This window comes from Rhodococcus (subgen. Prescottella) equi, from assembly GCF_003013675.1.
Classification (GTDB): Bacteria; Actinomycetota; Actinomycetes; order Mycobacteriales; family Mycobacteriaceae; genus Prescottella; species Prescottella equi.
This window is the reverse complement of sequence record NZ_CP027793.1, coordinates 3049209-3069087: the sequence shown is the minus strand read 5'-3', so window position 1 is coordinate 3069087 and position 19879 is coordinate 3049209. Positions and strand designations below refer to the sequence as shown.

Below are 19879 nucleotides of genomic sequence, written 5' to 3'. Positions count from 1 at the left end.
ACGCAACGCCGCGTACCGAGCTGATGGAACTGCCCTTCCGAGTCGCCGCAGCGCCCGGCACGACGGACGCCGACGGAGCCTTGCCGGAACCCGAGAGCGGTTGCGGTGGGTGCTCCGAGCCGATGCCGCTCTCGCCCGCGCAGACCGGACAGTGGCTGGCGCAGCAGCTCGATCCGGCCGTACCGATGTCCGTGGCCCAGTACGTGGACATCGGCGAGGGGCCGGGCCGGCTCGACGTCGACCTTCTCTCGCGGGCCGGTTCTCGAGCGGCCCGCGAGTTCGGTTCGGGTCTGATTCGTCTGGTACTGATCGATTCTCGGCCGCACCAGATCCTGGATCCCCGGCTCGATACGGGCACCCGGATCATCGATCTGCGCGGCGAGCCGGATCCGGAGGCGGCGGCGCACACCTGGATGCGGACCGATGTGACGGCTCCTCTGGACCTGCTGCGTGACCGGCTCTCGGTATCGGTACTCCTCCGCATCGCCGACGATCGCTGGTTCTGGTACACCCGGGCCCATCACATCGCGCTCGACGGGGTGGGTGCGGCGACCATGCTCTACCGGGTCGCAGATCTGTACAACGCGGCCGTCGAGGGCCGGGAGCCGCCCTCCGCCCGGGCCGCCGATCTCGATGCCGTCAATGCCGCGGATACGGCGTACGTCGGTTCCGAGCGCTGGCGGACCGACCGCGACTACTGGGCGGAGCGGATGTCGGGGATGCCCGAAAGGTGCAGTCTCGCGGAGAGGTCCGCGCCGGCACGGGCACTCGGGCGTGATGTCGGTGGTGTCGTCGCGCCCGACACCGCAGCGGCTCTCCACGAGGCCCAGGACCGGTACGGCGTGAGCATCGCGGTTCTCGTCGCATCGGCGATCGCTGCGTACACGGCGCGGCACACCGGCGCCGAGGACGTAGTGCTGAGTCTGCCGGTCTCCTCGCGCACGACGGCGGTACTGCGCCGCTCCGGCGGCACGCTTGCGAACGTCGTGCCGCTGCGGGTGTCCGTCGGCGTCGCTACGACGGTCGCGGAGCTGGTGACCGAGGTGGCCGCGGCCCTGTCCGGTGCGTTGCGTCATCAGCGGTACCGGCACGAGGACCTGCGCCGGGATCGCGGCGCGCACGGCGCCGGCCGCGGCTTCGCGGGACCGCTGCTGAACCTCATGCTGTTCCCGGAGGAACTGCGCCTCGGCGACACCCGCACCGCGCTCGACGTCCTCTCCTCCGGGCCGATCGAGGATCTGCTCGTCAACGTCTACCGCTATGGGCCTGCCGGGCCGATTCGCCTCGACTTCAAGGCCAATCCGGAACTCTACGACGACGCGACCCTCCGCACCCATCACGACCGGTTCGCCCGTCTGCTGCACGCCTTGCTGAACGCGCCCGCCGAGGCTCCCGTCGGCGAACTGCCGCTCGTGGACACCGCGGCGCTCGCGGCCCGGCTGGCGTCGTGGCAGAGGCCGGGGGCCGACGTCGAGGAGACCTTGCCCGCGCTGGTGGCGCGCCGAGCCGCGGAGTCCCCCGATCGGGTCGCAGTGGTCTGGCGGAGCCTTCGGCTCACATACGCGGAGTTGACCTCTCGCGCGAACCGGCTCGCGCGCCGGCTGATCGCCCTGGGGGTGGGGCCGGAGGTTCCGGTGGGCGTCGTCCTGGACCGCTCCGACGATCTGATCGTCACACTGCTGGCCGTCGTCACCGCAGGCGGCAGCTACGTTCCCGTCGATGCCCGCACCCCGGCCTCGCGTCGTGACTACGTGCTGCGCGACGCCGCGGTGGGTTGCGTGGTGACCACCGTCGACGTCGCCGCCGAGTCGACCGTCGTCGGCCCGGTGGTCCTGCTCGACGACGCCGCGACCACCGAGCGACTCGGCACACTTTCCGGGGCGCCGGTGGCCGACGCCGACCGGATACGACCCCTGCGCCCGGCGCACCTCGCGTACGTGATCTACACGTCGGGCTCGACCGGGCGACCCAAAGGCGTGCAGGTCGCCCACACCAGCGTGAGCACGCTCCTGGCGAACGCACGGAAGGCGCTGGACACCGCGGACGGCTCGGTGTGGGCGATGTTCCATGCCTTCTCGTTCGACTTCTCGGTGTGGGAGATATGGGGGCCGCTCGCCTCCGGGGGAACTCTCGTCGTGGTCGACCAGGACACCGCCCGATCTCCCGACACGTTCGTCGACCTGCTGCGGCGCGAGCACGTGAACGTACTGGGGCAGACTCCGGCCGCGTTCCTGCAGTTCGCGGAGGCCGAGAAGTCGGCGGCGCGGCCACCGGCCGATCTGCGCCGGGTCTGTGTCGGCGGCGACGACTACGACCAGCGCCGCATGCTGCCCTGGTTGCAGCGCCACGGCGACGAGGCATCGGTACTCGTGAGCGTCTACGGGATCACCGAGACCACCGTCTTCCTCACCGAAGTGGTCATGGACGCGGACGGCGCGCAGCAGCCGGGCAACCTGGTGGGACGCGGGCTGCCGGGGGTGCGGTTGCACCTGCTGGATCGCCGGCTGCGCCCGGTGCCGGTCGGTGTGGTCGGCGAGATCTACGCCGGCGGGAGCCAGGTGGCCCGCGGGTACGGTGGCCGGCCCGGACTGACCGCAGCACGGTTCGTCGCCGACCCCTTCTCCGCCGGCGACCGGCTCTACCGCTCGGGCGATCTCGCGCGGTGGGACGCGGACGGGCGGCTGGTCTTCCTCGGGCGCAGCGATTCCCAGGTGCAGGTGCGCGGGTTCCGGGTGGAGCCGGGGGAGATCGAGGCGACGCTTGCCGAATGCCCGGGGGTGGCCGACGCCGCGGTGGTACCGCGCTGGTCGGACGCCGGCGCGGTGCGCCTGGCCGCGTACGTGGTGCCCGATGCGGGTGCGGTCCTCGATCCGCTCGCCGTGCGTGAGCGGATCGGTGCGATCCTGCCGCCGTACATGGTTCCCGCTGTCGTCACCGTCGTCGAGCGGCTGCCGCTCACGATCAACGGGAAGGTCGATCGGAAGTCGTTGCCGGAACCGGATTTCGGAACTGCGGCCGGTGCGGGTCGGGCGCCCGCCGGTCCGGTCGAGGAGGCGCTGGCGCGTCTGTTCACGCAGGTCCTCGGGGTCGAGACGGTACGAGCCGACGACTCGTTCTTCGCGTTGGGCGGCGACTCGATCATGGCGATCCAGCTGGTGTCGAGGGCCCGCGAGGCCGGTCTGTCCCTGACGCCCCGCGACGTGTTCGACCGACTCTCGGTGTCCGGCCTCGCCGCGGTCGCCACATCCCTCGACCACCCGGTGGAGGTGCTCGCCGAGCTGCCGGGCGGCGGGGTGGGCGACGTGCCGCCGACGCCCATCGTGCGCTGGTTGGTCGAACGCGGCGGACCGTGGTCGCGCCTGGCGCAGTCCGTGTGTGTGGCGTTGCCGGTGGGGATCTCGGCAGCCGATCTGCGCGGTGCGCTGCAGGCCGTGATCGACCACCACGACATGCTCCGGGCACGGTTCCGGACCGAAACCGCGGGGTTCGAGGTGCCGCCGCCGGGCAACGTCGCGGCACCGGATGTGCTGCGCCGGATCGCGGTCGACCCGGAGAAGAATCTCACCGGTGTGCTCGCCGCTGCCCGCGAGGACGCCACCATCCGGCTCGACCCGACGTCGGGCCGGATGGTGCAGGCCGTGTGGTGTGATGTCGGGCCGGATCGGCCCGGACGGCTCCTGCTCGTGATCCACCACCTCGTCGTGGACGGGGTGTCGTGGCGAATCCTGTTGCCGGACCTCGCATCCGCGTGGGAGCAGGTGCGGGACGGCCGGCCGCCGACTCTGCCGGACGTCGGCACCTCGATGCGGACGTGGGCGCACGCGTTGACCGAGTGGGCCACGGCGCCGGAACGAGCGGCCGAAACCGGGTACTGGCGTGGAGTGCTCGGCGAATCCGATCCGCCGCCCGGCCGTCGCGACCTAGACCCGAACCGGGACGTCGTCGCCGCCGTCGCGACCCGACTCGTCGAGCTGCCGCAGAGCGTCTCGGCCGCGCTGTCGACCACGGTCCCGGAAACCGTGCACGGCGGCGTCGACGACGCCGTCGTGACAGCGCTGGCGATCGCGCTGGCGCGATGGCGGCATCGCCGCGGTGTCGCGACCGCGTCGTGCCTCGTCCTGCTCGAGGGGCACGGCCGCGAGGAACACGTGATTCCCGGCGCCGACCTCTCCCGGACCGTGGGCTGGTTCACCACCGTCCATCCGGTGCGGCTGGACCTCACCGGGATCGACCTCGAGGCCGTGACATCCGGCGCCGCCGCCACCGGGGCCACGGGCGGCGGCGTCTTGGAGGCACTGAAAGTCGTCAAGGAACAGTTGCGGGCGGCCCCCGACCACGGCATCGGCTACGGTGCGCTCCGCTACCTCCGGGACGGCGCAGACCTCGCCGATGCTCCCGTACCGCAGATCAGCATCAACTATCTGGGGCGTACGACGTTGACCGACGGCGACGACGGAGCCTGGCTGCCGGTCGACGAACTGGGCGACCTGGGGGCGTCCGCGGATCCCGAGATGCCCGTCGCGGCGGCCCTCGACATCAACCTCCTCACTGTCGACACGGCGACCGGCCCGACGCTGCGCGCCTCGATCGCGTACCCGCAGAGCCTGTTCGACGCCGCGGAGGTTCAGGATCTCGCCGACCTGTGGCGTTCGGCGTGCCGGGAGCTCGCGAGCGCGGCTCGCACCCCGGACGCCGGCGGTCTGACCCCGTCGGACGTGCCGCTGGTGGACCTCGACCAGGAGACCATCGAGGAGCTCGAGGACACGTACCCGGATCTCGCTGCGGTGTGGCCCCTGTCGCCGTTGCAGGCCGGGCTGCTATTCCAGACCGAACTCGCCGGCACGGATACCGATCCCTACCTCGTCCAGTTGACGATCGAGCTGCGCGGGCGGGTGGACGGCGACCGGATGCACCGCGCGGTCCAGATGCTGCTCGACCGGCACGAGATCCTGCGGGTCGCGTTCACCACGGGGCCGGACGGCGATCCGCTGCAACCGGTTCCGCGTCGAGTCGAGTTGCCGTGGTCGGTGGCCGACCTGCCGGATCCCGCCTCCGTCGACCGGGTGCTCGCCGAGGACCGGCGCCGGCGCTTCGATATGGCGATCCCACCGCTCCTGCGGGCGTTGCTGATTCGCGGCGCCGACGACCGGTACGTACTCGCGCTCACCTACCATCACATCCTGCTCGACGGCTGGTCCGTACCGTTGTTGATCCGCGAACTCCTCGCGCTGTACGCGACACCGGACCCCCGCGACGTCCCGGTGTCCGCATCGTTCGCGGACTACCTCGCATGGTTGGCCACGGTCGACCGAGCGGCGTCGATCGAGCGATGGGTGGAGGAGCTCGCCGGGGTCGACGAACCCACGCTCGTCGGCGCGTTCGAGCGCGGCCGGCAGCTGCCGACGGTGCCGCGCGCCGATCGGCTGCTGCTCACCGAAGGCGAGACCGCGCGACTCGAGGAGCTCGCCCGGGCGCGCGGGGTCACGCTCAGCACGATCGTGCGGGTGGCGTGGGCGATCGTGCTGGGCGCGTGGACCCGACGCGACGACGTGGTGTTCGGGGCGATCGTCTCCGGCCGGCCCCCGGAGGTGGACGGTATCGAGGACATGGTCGGTCTGTTCATCAACACGATCCCGGTCCGGGTGACCCTGCACCCGGCGGAGACGCTCGGCGAACTGCTCGTTCGCTGCCACGCCGACCAGGCTGCCCTGCTCGACCACGAGCACGTCGGTCTCGCCGACATCGAGCGCGCGACCGGGGCGGCGGCGCTGTTCGACACGATCACCGTCTTCGAGTCCTACCCGATCGATCGGGGCGGGCTCACCGCCGACACCGACATCGCCGGGATGCGGGTCGCGGACGTCGCCGTCCACGACGCCACGCACTACCCGTTCGCGTTGGCCGCATCCGTCGACGGTGGGCTGGAGATCCGTATCGACTACGCACCTGCGCTGTTCGACGAGCACGAGATCGACACCGTCGCCGACCGTCTCGAGCGGGTGCTCCACGCGATCGCGTCCGAGCCCGACCGGACACTGGCGCGCCTGCGGCTGATCTCCGACACCGACTACGCCCGGCTCGTCCCTGTCCACGGCCGCGCCGGACGCCGGCCCCGCACACTGCCCGACATCCTCGCCGACGCCGCCCGGATCGACCCGGACGCGGCGGCCTTGTCGTGCGCCGACCGCGTCCTCACCTATCGGGAACTCGACGAGCGGTCCTCGCGGATGGCCAGGCACCTCGTCGCGGCCGGTGTCGGGCCGGAAGACGTCGTGGCGCTCGGGGTGACGCGGTCGATCGAGTTCGTGCTGGGCGTGTGGTCGGTCGCGAAGACCGGCGCGGCGTTCGCCCCCGTCGACCCGACGTATCCGCGGGAGCGTATCGACCACATGCTCGGCGACTCCGGGGCGCGCGTGGGGCTCACGGTCGACCGCTGGCGCGACACGTTGCCCGGCGCGGTGTCGTGGCACACGATCGACTCCGCCGGCTACCGGCACGAGGTCGCCGAGCTTTCCTGCGAACCGCTCTCCGACGCCGACCGGTGTGCGCCGGTGCGCGTCGACAACCCCGCGTACCTGATCTACACGTCGGGCTCGACAGGAATCCCGAAGGGTGTCGCACTGACGCACCGCGGTCTGGCGAACCTCGTTGCCGCCGAGCGGGAGAGCCTTGCCGTCACCGCGGACGCCCGCGTGTCCCAGTTCACGTCGCCGAGCTTCGACGCGTCGGTGTTCGAGCTGCTCATGGCGTTCGGTTCCGGTGCTCACCTGATGATCGCGCCGCCCGAGGTGTACGGCGGGGAGGAGCTGGCGCGCGGCCTGGCGACCGGCGGCGCGACGCACGCGTTCTTCACTCCGAGCGTCCTGGGTTCGCTGCCACCGGACGACCTCGACGCGCTGTCCTCGCTGGCCGTCGCGGGGGAGGCGTGCCCACCGGAACTGGTGGGGCGCTGGGCGCCGGGGCGGCTCATGTTCAACGCGTACGGGCCCACCGAGACCACGATCATGTCCAACATCGCCGGACCTCTGGCGCCCGACGAGCCCGTCACGATCGGCGGTCCGACGCTGGGGTTCGTCGAGTTGGTGCTCGACGTGCACCTGCAGCCGGTGCCGATCGGCATGCCCGGCGAGCTGTATCTGGGCGGTCCCGCGATCGCGCGCGGGTATCACCACCGGCCGGGGCTGACCGCGCAACGTTTCGTCGCGAGTCCCTTTGTCGCCCCCGCCGATCGGCCCACCGCGGAGGACGAGGGCACCCTGCCGGGCGACCGCCTCTACCGGACCGGCGACATCGTGCGCTGGCGGGAGGATCTCACCCTCGAGTATCTGGGCCGCAGCGACTTCCAGGTCAAGGTGCGTGGATTCCGGATCGAACTCGGCGAGATCGACGCGGCGCTCACCGATCACCCGGCGGTGGACTTCGCGGCCACGCTCGGGCGGACCGCGCCGTCGGGCGAGACCGTCCTCGTCGCGTACGTGCGGTCCGGGGACGATCCGGCAGTCGAGCCGGACGAACTGCTGGCGCACGTGGCGCGACGGTTGCCGTCGCACATGGTCCCGGCGCTGATCGTCCCGATACCCGAGGTCCCGCTGACGCCGTCCGGGAAGCTCGACCAGAAGGCGCTGCCGGAACCGGACTTCCCCGCCGCTGTCGACGCCACGGGCACCGCGCCCTTCACCCCGATCGAGGAGATCGTCGCCGGGCACCTGCGGGCGGTGCTCGGTATCGACCGGATCGGACCGGACGACAGCTTCTTCGACCTCGGCGGCAACTCACTGATGGCGACCCGCGTCACGCGCCGGCTCGGCGCGGCCCTCGACGCCGACCTGGACGTGCGTGCGCTGTTCGAGTCGCCCACCGTCCGCGGCCTGGCCGCGCGGATCCGCCACGGCGGACGGTCCGAGAGCCGTCCGGCGCTGCGTCCGTACCCCCGGCCGGCGGTCGTGCCGCTGTCGTCGGCGCAGTCGCGCATGTGGTCGATCAACCAGCTCGACACCGCGTCGGACGCCTACAACATCGTGATGGCCGTCCGCCTGCACGGTGACCTCGACGAACGCGCGCTCGTCGCCGCGGTGGGCGACGTCGTGGTCCGGCACCCGACCCTGCGGACGATGTACCCGCTCGTGGACGGCGGCCCCGTGCAGCGGATCGTCGAACCCGACGCCGCGCCGGGTCCCGAGCTGGTGTCGGTGCTCGGCGCCGACCTGCCCGCGCACCTGCTGCGCCTGATCGGTAGGGGTTTCGACGTGAGCCGCGAGGTGCCGCTGCGTGCGCAGCTGCTCCGGATGTCGCGCACCGAACACGTGCTGGCGGTCGTGGCCCACCACATCGCGGCGGACGGGTTCTCGATGACGACCCTGGCACGGGATGTGATGCGCGCGTACGAATCCCGCCGTCGCGGAAGCCCACCGGACTGGGCGCCACCGGCACTCGACTACGTCGACTTCGCGTTGTGGCAACGCGACCTTCTCGGCGACCCCGACGACCCGGAGTCGCTGTACCGGCGCCAGCTCGCGCAGTGGCGCTCCACACTCGACGGCATTCCCGAGCTGATCCCGCTGCCGACCGACCGTCCTCGGCCGTCGCGCCAGTCGTTCCGGGGCGCCGTCGTCGGCTTCGACATCGACGCGGCCGACCACGCCCGGCTCGCGGAGGTCGCCCGCCACGGCAACGCCACGATGTTCATGGTCGCGCACACCGCGCTCGCGGTGCTGGCCGCGCGGCTGTCGGGCACCCGCGACATCGTGATCGGCACCCCGGTGTCCGGACGCGGTGAGGCGGGACTCGACGACATCGTCGGCATGTTCGTCGGCATGCTGCCGCTGCGCACCCCTGTCGACACCGGCGCCGGATTCGGCGACCTCCTCGCCGTGGTCCGCGACATCGATCTCACCGCGTTCTCCCGTACCGACCTGCCGTTCGAGCGCCTGGTCGACGAACTGGCACCGGAGCGGTCGACGTCGTACGCGCCGCTGTTCCAGGTGCTCGTCGAGTACCGGACCGACATGTCCGGGTACCTGCGGCTGCCCGGTCTCGAGGTGGAACCCGTGGACTGCGAGCCGGCGGTCTCCAAGTTCGACCTGCAACTCGGCGTCTCCGAATCGTTCACGCGGCGCGGCGAACCCGCGGGCCTGCGGCTGGACCTAACCTACGCCACCGACCTGTGGGACGCATCGACCGCGCAGACGTTCGCCGAACGGCTGCGCCGGATCCTCGCTGCTGCCGTGACGGATCCACACGCCCCGGTCGGGGAGGTGGATCTACTCACCGAGGCCGAACTGTCGGCGATCGAGGCCGGACACGTCGCTGCCGCGAGCGCGCCGGGGGCGACGCTCGACACCCTGTTCACGCGGGCGGCCGCCACGCACCCGCACACCGTGGCACTCGTCGCGGGTGAGACACGCACGACGTACGAGGAACTGCTCGCCGACGCGAGCCGCCTGGCGCGGGTGCTCACCGCCCGCGGCGCGGGACCGGACACCGTGGTGGTGCTGGCGCTGCCCCGGTCGGCCGACCTGGTGATCGCGATGATCGCCACCACGCTCGCGGGGGCGGCGTACCTGCCGGTCGATGTCGGATCCCCCGCGGAGCGAATCGCTTTCGTCGTCGGGGAGGCCCGGCCGACGTGCGTGCTCACCACCACGGATACGGCCCACTCTCTGGGCAGCCTCCCGGCGCCCGTCGTCCTCGTCGACTCGGGTGAGGTGCGGGCGGCCTGTGCCGCGGCGTCGCCGCAGCCGGTGACCGACGCCGACCGCACCGCCCCGCTGCACCCCGACAACGCCGCGTACGTGATTTACACGTCCGGATCGACCGGACGGCCGAAGGGCGTTCAGGTGCCGCACCGCAGCGCGGTGGCGTTGTTGGCCGGCGGCCACGCAGCCTTCGACCTGCGGCCGACCGACACCTGGACGCTGTTCCACTCCTTCGCCTTCGACGTCTCGGTGTGGGAGACGTGGGGGCCGCTGTCGATCGGCGCGACCGCGGTGCTGGTCGACCCGGTGGTCGCACGCTCGCCGGACCGGTTCGTCGAGTTGCTGCGCCGGGAGTCGGTGACCGTGCTCAACCAGACGCCCGCGTCCTTCTACCAACTGGTCGACCACGCCGCCGGTGTCGAGCTTGCGCTGCGGTACGTGTTCGTCGGCGGGGAGGAACTGGCCCCCGCGCAGGTGGAACACTGGTACGCGCAGTCTCCGCAGGGTGGGGCCCGGGTGGCGGAGATGTACGGCGTCACCGAGGCCACCGTGATCGACACCACCGAGGACCTCGACCGGGACGTGCTCGCGGGCATCCCGGCCTCCGTGATCGGCCGCCCCCTGCCGGGTGTCCGGGTCGACGTGCTCGACGCGCGGCTGCACCCCGTGCCCACGGGGGTGCAGGGCGAGATCTACATCTCCGGCGACGCCGTGGCCCGCGGGTACGTCGGCCGGCCCGGCCTCACCGCGGCGCGCTTCGTCGCAGCACCCGGCGGCGCCGGCGGCCGGATGTACCGCACCGGCGACCTCGGCCGCCGTGGACCAGACGGGGCACTGGAGTTCCTGGGCCGCACCGACTTCCAGGTCCAGGTCCGTGGCTTCCGGATCGAGCTGGGCGAGATCGAGTCGGCGCTGCTGCGCGTCGGGGGCGTGGGGCGCGCAGTGGTCGTGTCCAGGCGGGGCGAGCGCTGCGGCGACGACCGTCTCGTCGGCTACGTCGTCCCCACGCCCGATCAGCACCTGGACCCCGTCGGTGTCCGTGACGCCGTCGACCGGATCCTGCCGCCGTACATGGTGCCGGCGGCCGTCGTCGTGCTCGACTCGCTGCCCGTCACGGCCAACGGGAAGGTCGACCGACGCGCGCTCCCGGAGCCCGACTTCGCAGCGTTCACCGGGCACGGCCGCGCGCCCACCGGACCCGCGGAACTGCTCCTCGCCGGTCTGTTCGCCGAGACGCTCGGCGTTCCCGCGGTTGCCGCCGACGACTCGTTCTTCACCTTGGGCGGGGACTCGATCACCGTGATCCAGTTGGTGTCCCGCGGCCGCGAGGCGGGCATCGTGCTCACCCCGCAGGACGTGTTCGAACGTCCGACCGTCGAGCGTCTCGCCGCGGTCGTCGGCGCCGCGGGCGCCGGCGATGCCTCCGACCGGGCCGCCAGGCTCGCGGAGATCGCCGGCGGCGGTGTGGGTGCCGTGGAGCCGACACCCGTCCTCCGTTGGCTCGGCGGCCGGCACGGCGAATGGGACCACTTCTCGCAGTCGGTCACCGTCCGGATTCCCGCGGGCATCACGGGGGCACAGCTGCGCGTGGCGCTGCAGTCGCTGCTCGACCGCCACGACATGCTGCGCGCCACCCGCCTCGGTTCCGGCGCCGACCTGCACCTGGTCGTGGCCGAACCCGGCTCGGTCGATGCCGGGACCTGCCTACGGCGCGTGGACTGCTCGCACGTCCGCGACGACGCGGACGTCGATGCCGTCGCGTCGTGGGAACGGGCCGCCGCCGTTGCCCGTCTCGACCCCGCGGCCGGGGTGATGGTGCAGGTGGTGTGGTGTGACACCGGCTCGGGACGGGCGGGACGGCTCGCGGTCTCCATCCACCACCTCGCCGTCGACGGGGTGTCGTGGCGCATCCTGCTCGCCGACCTCGTCTCCGCGTGCGAGCAGGCCCGGGCCGGCGCGGCACCCGAACTGCCGCGGGTGGGGACCTCGATGCGGACGTGGGCGCACGAGCTGGCCAGGCTCGCCGCCGCACCGGAACGGGTCGCGGAACTGCGCTGGTGGCGAGAAGCTTTGACACCCGCCGACCCGATTCTCGGCGCCCGGCGGTTCGACCCGGACCGGGACATGACCGCCGAGCAGCTGTCGGTGCGCATCCCCGCGAGCGTGACGCATCGACTGCTGGGCCGGCTTCCGGAGCTGTACCGGGCGACCCCGGCGGACGCGGTGCTGTGTGCGACGGCGATGGCTGTCGCCGGGTGGGATCGCTGGGCCGGTGGCCGTGCGAGTGTCGTCGTGTCCGCGGAGGGACACGGACGCGAGGAGCGCATTCTCCCCGGTGCCGACCTCTCGCGAACCGTGGGCTGGTTCACCACGAGCTTCCCCGTCCGCATCGACCTCACGGGCATCGACCTCGGCGACGCATACGCTGCGGGCGACAGTGCCGGAGCGGCGCTCGCGGCGGTCAAGGAGCAATGGCGCGCGGTGCCCGACCACGGCATCGGCTACGGCCTGCTCCGTTACCTCAATCCCGACACGGCAACGGCTTTCGACGACCTCGAGGACCCGCAGGTGTCGATCAACTACCTCGGGCGGCTGGCGGGACAGGGTGCGGCCGGGTGGTCACTCGACGCGGACGGCCCGGATACGATGGTCGACGCCGCGAGCCAGGGGCCGGTCCCGAGCACGCTCGCGATCGACGCCTACGTCGTCGACCTCGCCGACGGGCCGCATCTGTGTGCCGCCGTCCGGTACGCGCCGGGTGTCCTCGACGCGGACGGCGCCGAGGAGTTCGCGACGCTGTGGCGCAGTGCCGTCCACGCCCTCGCGGAGTACGCGGACCGCCCGGGCAGTGGGGGGCTGACACCGTCCGATCTCGACCTCGTGACGGCGACGCAGCAGGACATCGTCCGCTGGGAGAGCGCGCATCCCACGTTGGTGGACGTGTGGCCGTCGACGCCGCTGCAGGAGGGCCTGCTCTTCCACGCGTTGCTCGCCGGACACGACGTCGACGCCTACCACGTGCAACTGGTGCTCGACCTCGACGGCGATCTCGATCCGGTCCGGTTGGCGGTGGCGGCGCAGGCGTTGATGGACCGGCACCCGAGCCTGCGGACCGCGTTCGACAACCGCGCCGACGGGACGATCGTGCAGGTGGTACTCGACCACGTGGACGTCGACTGGTCGGTGGCCGTCGTCGCCGACGGCCACGATCAGGCGCTGATCGACCGCGAACGAGAGAACCACTTCGACATGCGGACGGCGCCGCTGATCCGGTTCCTGCTCGTCGAACTCGGCGCCGGCCACCGCCGGCTCGTTGTCACCAACCATCACATCCTGCTCGACGGCTGGTCGATGCCGCTGCTCGTCTCCGACCTGTTCGAGTTGTACGTCACCGGCGGTCGGCCGCTGGCCCGCCCGGCGGCGCCGTACCGGGACTACCTGACCTGGCTCGTCGCCCGCGACACCAAGGCCGCGCAGCAGGCGTGGGCCGGGGCACTGACCGGGCTGCCCGGACCCACCCTCGTCGCGCCGCACGCCGCCGGGCAGCGGCTGTCGGCGACTGCGAGCGAGGCCGTTCCGGTGGACGATGCGACTGTGGTGGCGTTGACGCGGACGGCCGAGCGGGCCGGCGTCACGGTCAACACCGTGCTGCAGGCGGCGTGGGGAATCCTGCTCGGGGAGATGACCACCGGAACCGACGTCGTGTTCGGCACCACGGTGTCCGGACGCCCGCCCGCCGTCGATGCAGTGGAGTCGATGGTGGGGCTGTTCATCAACACCGTCCCGGTCCGGGTCCGGCTCGACCCGCACGAGACGACGCTCGATCTGCTGGCCCGGTTGCAGTCCGAGCGCGCCGCACTGATGCCGCACGAGCACTTGGGGCTCACCGCGATCCAGGACGCGGCGGGCTTCGGTGGACTCTTCGACACCGCGATGGTGCTCGAGTCGTATCCGCAGGACGTGACGGCACTGAGTCGGCTCGCGGACGCGACGGGTGTCCGCGTCACAGCTGTCGAGGGATTCGACTCCACCCACTACCCGCTCTCGCTGATGGCGTTCGACGACGCGGGGATGCGGCTGCGGCTGCGGTACGCACCGCAGGCCGTCCCCGCGGAGACCGTTACGGATCTCGCGGCCCGGCTGTCCCGGATCGTCGCGACCGTCGCGCACCGGCCCGACACGCTGGTCGGGCGCATCGACGTGCTGGGGGCCGAACGCCGAGAGGAACTCGTGGAGGTGGCGTCGCAGCACCCGGTGACCCCCCGCACCTGGGGCGAGACACTCGCGGCGGGAGCAGCCGTCGATCCGGATGCGACAGCGCTGCGCTGGCACGGCGTCGACACGACGTACCGGGAACTGGACGAGCGCTCGTCCCGCATCGCGCGGGCCCTCGTCGAGCGAGGGGTGGGACCGGAGGACTTCGTTCCCGTCGCGATCCCGCGGTCCGCCGATTCGGTGACCGCGACCTGGGCCGTCGCGAAGTCGGGTGCGGCGCCCGTCCCGATCGACCCGAATCTGCCGCCCGGGCGGATCGGCTACATGCTCGACGACTGTGCGGCCGCGGTCGGTCTCGTCGCCTCTGCCCACCACGGGCTCCCGGGCGGCCCGGAGTGGCTCCCGCTCGACGAACTGGAACTGGACCGCTTCTCCCCGTTGCCGATTCGGGACGACGAGCGCACACACCCGGTCCGGGTGTCCGACCCCGCTTATCTGATCTACACGTCCGGGTCCACGGGCGCGCCCAAAGGCGTGGTCGTCACGCACACCGGTCTGCCGTATCTGGCGGCCGCACAGATCGAACATCAGGGCGTCACGCCGAGATCCCGCGTCATGCACGTGTGTTCGCCCAGTTTCGACGTGTCGGTCCTCGAACTCACGCTCGCGCTCGCCGCCGGAGCCACCCTCGTCGTCGCGCCGCCCGACGTGTACGCCGGCCCCGAACTCGAGCGGTACGCGCGACAGGAACACGTCACGCACCTGCTGGTCACCCCCGCCGTCTGCGGCACCCTGGACCCGGCGGCGCTGCCGGACGTCGAAGTGGTCGAGGTCGGCGGCGAGCTGTTCGGCGCCGAACTGGTCGACGAATGGGCCCCCCGCACCCGCCTGCTCAACGCGTACGGGCCCACCGAGTGCACGGTGTGCGTCACCACCAGCGACACCCTGGCACCCGGCGAACCCATCACGTTGGGCGGTCCGGTGCCGGGTTCGGCGGTGCGCGCCGTCGTGCTCGACGGCTGGATGCGACCGGTGCCCGACGGCGGCGAAGGCGAGCTCTACCTGTCCGGGCCGTGCCTCGCGCGCGGCTATCGCGGCCAGTCGGCGCGGACGTCGGAGCGGTTCGTGGCCAACCCCTTCGGCCCGGCAGGGTCGCGTCTGTACCGCACCGGCGACCTGGTGCGGCGTGCCGGCTCGTGTGGATTCCAATACGTGGGGCGCACCGACTTCCAGATCAAGATACGGGGACTGCGCATCGAGATCGGGGACGTCGACGCTGCGCTGACCGCACACCCCGACGTCGAGTTCGCGGCGTCGCTCGGGCACACGGCGCCCACCGGAGAGACCGTGCTGGTGTCGTACGTGCGCCTCGCAGCCGACAGTGCCCTGGACGCCGCGGCGCTCAAGAAGCTCGCCGCGGCGTCGTTGCCTGCCTACATGGTGCCGTCGGCGATCACGATCCTCGACCACGTGCCGCTGAACTCCAACGGCAAACTCGACCGAGGCGCGCTGCCGGATCCGGTGTTCGGGACCGTCGACTACCGGCCGCCGGAGACAGAGACGGAGGCGGCCCTCGCCGACGTGTTCGCCGACGTCCTCGGTGCCGACCGGGTCGGGGTCGACGACAGCTTCTTCGAATTGGGAGGCAACTCGCTCAGTGCCGTGCGGGTCGTCGCCGAGGTGCAGTCGAGGCTCGGCCGGCCGCTGCCCATGCAGTGGGTCGTCACCGACCCCACGCCGGCGGCGATCGCCGCCCGGCTGGACGGCAGCGGCGAGCCCGCGCCGGAGGACATCCTGGTCCGGATGCGGCCGGGCGACGGAACGGAACCTCTGGTGTGTGTGCACCCGGCCATCGGGTCGACATGGTGTTACACGGGCCTGCTGCCGTATCTGCCGGCCGGCCGGGCCGTGTACGGCATCCAGTCGCCCGGCCTGACAGACGGGGCGGATGCGCCGGCGACGATGCACGAGCTGGCGCGGAACTACGTCGACCGGCTCCGCGAGGTCCAGCCGCACGGCCCCTACCACCTGCTCGGCTACTCGGTGGGCGGTGCGATCGCGCACGCGATGGCGGTGCGGCTCCGGCGTCTCGGCGAGGAGGTGGGCACCCTCGTCATGCTCGACACCCAGACGGCGGAGTCGGTTCCGCGGTCGGCACCCGCCCCCAGCCTCGGCATGCTGTTCGCCGAGTTCGCGGGCGTCGACGAAGCCCCGGTCGACGGCGACCTCACCGCCGAGGAGGCGGCGCGGTTGCTGGCTGAGGGAGACGGACCGTACGGGGCGCTCACCGCCGCCGACGTGCGCCGCCTCTACGACGACTACCTGCACACGATCGACCTCGGTGGCGCTTACCGTCCGGAGGTGTTCGACGGCGATCTGGTCTACGTGGCAGCCGCCGACGGGACCTCGGCGTCCTCGCAAACACCGTGGGATCCTTACGTTTCCGGGACGGTACGGATCCAATCGGTGTCCTGGACCCACAATCGGCTCACCACGCCGGAGGCGCTCGAGGTGATCGGCCCGCTCGTCGGTCGGTGCCTGGACGGGCACGCGTGATGATCTTGCGGCGGGCGCCGATCCGGTGCTTTCATGGTGGGCAGCGTCGCGTGTCGATGGCGGACTGCGTCAGGCATGGAGGCGTCGAATCTCGAGGGGTCTTCCATGACGATCTCGTTCAACCACACCATCGTGTTCTCGCGGGACAGAGCCGTGTCCGCGCACTTCTTCACCGAGCTGTTCGGTCTTCCCGACCCCGTGGCGGCCGGTCCGTTCCTGGCGGTAGCTCTCGACAACGGGGTTACGCTCGACTTCGCGACGTCGCCGGTCGACGTGCTTGCGCAGCATTACGCATTCCTCGTCTCGGAAGCGGATTTCGACAGCATCTACGGCCGGATCCGTGCGCGGGGAATGGAGCACTGGGCCGATCCGCGCAAGACACGACCCGGCGAGATCAACCACAACGACGGCGGCCGCGGCGTCTACTTCCACGACCCGGACGGCCACAATCTCGAGATCATCACCCGGCCTTACGGTTCCGGAGGATGACCACACGCCGGGCGACGCCGGGACAGTCGGCCGGTCGGCGCTCGGTCGGGGCGATACGGCGATGACGATGCAGCACTGCGAGTTCCGGTTCTACGGGGAGCTGAACGACTTCCTGCGACCACCGGCGCGCCGGCGAACCGTTCCCCACGTGTTCGCCGGAACACCGTCGGTCAAGGACCGGATCGAATCGCTGGGCGTTCCCCACACCGAGGTAGATCTGATCGTCGTGGACGGCGTGCCGGTCGGCTTCGACGGGCTGCTGACCGGCGGCGAACGGGTCGCCGTGTACCCGCCGTTCCAGTCCCTGGACCTGGGCGACATCGCGCCACTGCGCCCGCCGCTGGGGGAGCCGCGGTTCGTGCTCGACGTGCACCTCGGTCGCCTCGCCCGCTATCTGCGCCTGCTCGGGTTCGACAGCGTGTACTCGAACGATCGCTCGGACGACGAATTGCTCGCAGTGTCCCGCGGCCAGGACCGCGTGCTGCTCACCAGGGACGTCGGACTGCTCGAACGTGCCGCGCTCGTCTACGGAGGCTTTCTGCACGAGACGGACTCGCGGCTGCAACTGCGGGAGGTCCTCGATCGGTTCCGGCTGCACTCGCGTATCGCGCCGCTCACTCGGTGTGCGCGCTGCAACGGGCTCATCGCGCCGTCGACGCCCGCCATGGCCCGCGGCCGGGTGCCCGGAGGTGTGCTGCGCGAGCAGCGCCGGTTCAGCCGGTGTGGGGACTGCGGCCAGGTGTACTGGCCGGGTGGCCATCTGGCGCGGCTGCGGGCCCGGTTGGCGGAGATCGGAGTGTGGTTCTGACCTGTTCACGCCGAGATCACCGCGTGAAGAGGTCACGCACGAACGCGGTCGTCTCGGGCAGAGAGGCGCGCATGGTCTCGAGGTGGCCGGTCGGGTAGGTCCGGAACGTCACCGGCTGCCGATTGGCGGTCAGCTCCGCGGCCAGCTTGAGCACGAGCGGTGCGGGCACGATGTCGTCGGTCAGTCCCTGTCCCAGGAACACCGGCCTGTCGTACCCGGTAGTGGGGACCTCGAGCATGTCGCGGACCGCGGCGAGCAGCGCAGGATCGTCGAGCGGACGCGACACGAGGCTGCCGATCGAGACGCCCGCCAGCTTCGGGGCCATCGTCTCGTAGCACTCGGTCTCGGCGGCCGCGAGGGCATCGCGGCCGACCGGCGTGAGGAACCGATCGACGTCGATGTCCGGCCGGGCCGCCCGCAGCCCGGCGAGAATGTACGACACGAACACCGTGCTGCCCTCGAGCGGGAGCCGGGGAAATCCCGGCGTGACGAGCGTCGTCAAGTTCTCGAGATTCGACGGAGCGCCGGTCGCGACGGTCCCCCGGAAGTCGAGCTCCGGTGCACGACCCGTTGCACGCGCCGCGGTGAACAGCGCGGCCTGGCCGCCCTGGGACTGTCCGAGCACGATCCACCGCGGAGACAGGGCGGGTTCTACCGCCCGCGCCGCCCGCACCATGTCGATCACGCTGTTCGCTTCGGTGGGCCCGTCGAGGTACGGGTGCAGCCCGGGCGTTCCGAGACCGACGTAGTCGGTGGCGACGACCGCGTAACCCTGCGAAAGCCAGTGCGCGAGATACGGTCCACCGATCTTCCCGGTGACGGTGGGGGAGCACCGGTCGGCGATCCCCACGGTTCCGTGCGCCCACGAGACGACCGGCCAGCCGCCGGGCGGCGGCTCTCCGGGAGGGAGGAAGACGGCACCGGTGCTGGTCGCCGATCGGCCCAGCGGTCCGGTGGTGGTGTAGGTGACCTTGGTGCCGGTGACTGCCCCCGGGATCCACGACGATGCCGGAAGCATTTCCACCGCGGTGACGGCCCCCGGCGTCGACGCGACGTCCGGAGTTTGCGCCTGCGCCGGGGGAGAACCCGCGAGCACGACGGCTGCCGCCGTGGTCACCATCGCAACCGCGGCCCGGTGGGCGAGCGCTCCGGTCATCGCGTCACCTCGCAGACGTCGCCGGGACGGTGCTCTGTTGTGCGCTACACCACCCATTCTGCTGGCTGGGACGCGATCTTCGCTCGGGATTCGCCGGCGCTACCATCGAAAGCTCTGGGCGCAGTTTCGTTTCGGGGGGTGTTCATGGGGCCTGGCGAGTATCCGGGTGTGTATTCGGGTGAGATGACGACGCCGCCGACGTGGCTCGTGCTGTTGGCGATGGTGCCCCTCCTCGCGATGGTGGTACTGCTCGGGTGGTTCGGGTGGCACGAATGGCGCACGCGGAGTCGCACCCGAACGTCCCCGGTGCATGCCGCGGCGTGGGCGATGGACGACGACGAACTCGGGCGTGCCATCCAGGCGCTGACCGACCGCGAACGTGAACTGCTCGCGGTGGGGGACGTCGACACCGCTCGGGCGGTCGCCGTCGATCGCGACATCTGCGTTGCCGTCAGCGAACGTCGCGCGGACGCTCACTGACTGGCGCACTTCCCGATTCGCCCCGAAGCCGCAGCGTTGCTGTGGTTTCCGTCTCGAGTCCTGTCGAAGCGGCGCCGCGGCGGACTATTCTGTGGGCGGACCCGGCGAGCGAGTTCGAACCGTAGCTCCGTGCCAGCCCTCCACCATGGACGGTGAGTATGCGATGCCGTATCGGAATCCTCCTCGTACCGAAGTTCCTCCCGAGTTCCGCGGACCGGACTTTCTGACCGCCGATCTGCCGCCCTCTGCTCGTCCCGGGCACCCGCCGGCGGATTCCGACACCTCTGCCCGCCGCGCACGCGCCGGAGCGGTCCGTCTGGTCGACGCCGTCGTCGTCGCGTCGGGGGTGTTCCCCGGCGGGCTGACGTGGTGGTGCTCGCGGTCGACGACCGACGGGTTGGTGGTCGGCGGATTCACGGCAGTGTGTACCGCGATCGCCGCGTTCGCGATCGGCCGCCCCACCGCCTAGCTGCCGACGGC

The 19879-nt window shown here is 71.5% G+C and carries 6 protein-coding genes; 5 read left to right on the top strand and 1 reads right to left on the bottom strand.

The features are described 5' to 3' along the window. Positions 1-23: 23 nt before the first annotated feature. The 3 genes from C7H75_RS14360 to C7H75_RS14350 all read left to right on the top strand — a co-directional run bounded on the left by C7H75_RS14360 (position 24) and on the right by C7H75_RS14350 (position 17763). Positions 24-16466 (top strand): non-ribosomal peptide synthetase, encoded by a 16443-nt coding sequence (locus C7H75_RS14360; RefSeq protein WP_106851493.1) that lies wholly within the window; start codon positions 24-26, stop codon positions 16464-16466. A 105-nt stretch (positions 16467-16571) separates the two neighbouring features. Further along, positions 16572-16955 (top strand): VOC family protein, encoded by a 384-nt coding sequence (locus C7H75_RS14355; protein WP_013416313.1) that lies wholly within the window; start codon positions 16572-16574, stop codon positions 16953-16955. Positions 16956-17016: 61 nt separating this feature from the next. After that, entirely contained in the window at positions 17017-17763 is a 747-nt protein-coding gene (locus tag C7H75_RS14350) for a Mut7-C RNAse domain-containing protein (protein WP_106851492.1), read from the top strand. A gap of 16 nt (positions 17764-17779) precedes the next feature. Here C7H75_RS14350 and C7H75_RS14345 read toward each other — a convergent pair whose 3' ends face one another. Continuing rightward, on the bottom strand, positions 17780-18919 hold the full coding sequence (locus C7H75_RS14345) for a lipase family protein (RefSeq protein ID WP_106851491.1): 1140 nt from the start codon (positions 18917-18919) through the stop codon (positions 17780-17782). Positions 18920-19063: 144 nt separating this feature from the next. Between C7H75_RS14345 and C7H75_RS14340 the strand changes: the two genes are divergently transcribed. Both C7H75_RS14340 and C7H75_RS14335 read left to right on the top strand, forming a co-directional pair. Continuing rightward, the gene (locus C7H75_RS14340) at positions 19064-19399 is read left to right on the top strand and encodes a hypothetical protein (RefSeq protein WP_233281765.1); all 336 of its coding nucleotides are present in this window, start codon (positions 19064-19066) and stop codon (positions 19397-19399) included. 145 nt (positions 19400-19544) lie between these two features. Continuing rightward, positions 19545-19868 carry a hypothetical protein gene (locus C7H75_RS14335; protein ID WP_064078008.1) on the top strand — a complete coding sequence of 108 codons (324 nt, stop codon included), beginning with the start codon at positions 19545-19547 and terminating at the stop codon, positions 19866-19868. Positions 19869-19879 lie beyond the last annotated feature (11 nt).

Bases quoted from the DNA above. Each gene is read 5' to 3' on its own strand.
- C7H75_RS14360 (WP_106851493.1), top strand. From the start codon at position 24: ATGGAACTGCCCTTCCGAGTCGCCGCAGCGCCCGGCACGACGGACGCC.
- C7H75_RS14350 (WP_106851492.1), top strand. From the start codon at position 17,017: ATGACGATGCAGCACTGCGAGTTCCGGTTCTACGGGGAGCTGAACGAC.
- C7H75_RS14335 (WP_064078008.1), top strand. From the start codon at position 19,545: ATGGACGGTGAGTATGCGATGCCGTATCGGAATCCTCCTCGTACCGAA.
- C7H75_RS14345 (WP_106851491.1), bottom strand. From the start codon at position 18,919: ATGACCGGAGCGCTCGCCCACCGGGCCGCGGTTGCGATGGTGACCACG.
- C7H75_RS14355 (WP_013416313.1), top strand. From the start codon at position 16,572: ATGACGATCTCGTTCAACCACACCATCGTGTTCTCGCGGGACAGAGCC.
- C7H75_RS14340 (WP_233281765.1), top strand. From the start codon at position 19,064: ATGGGGCCTGGCGAGTATCCGGGTGTGTATTCGGGTGAGATGACGACG.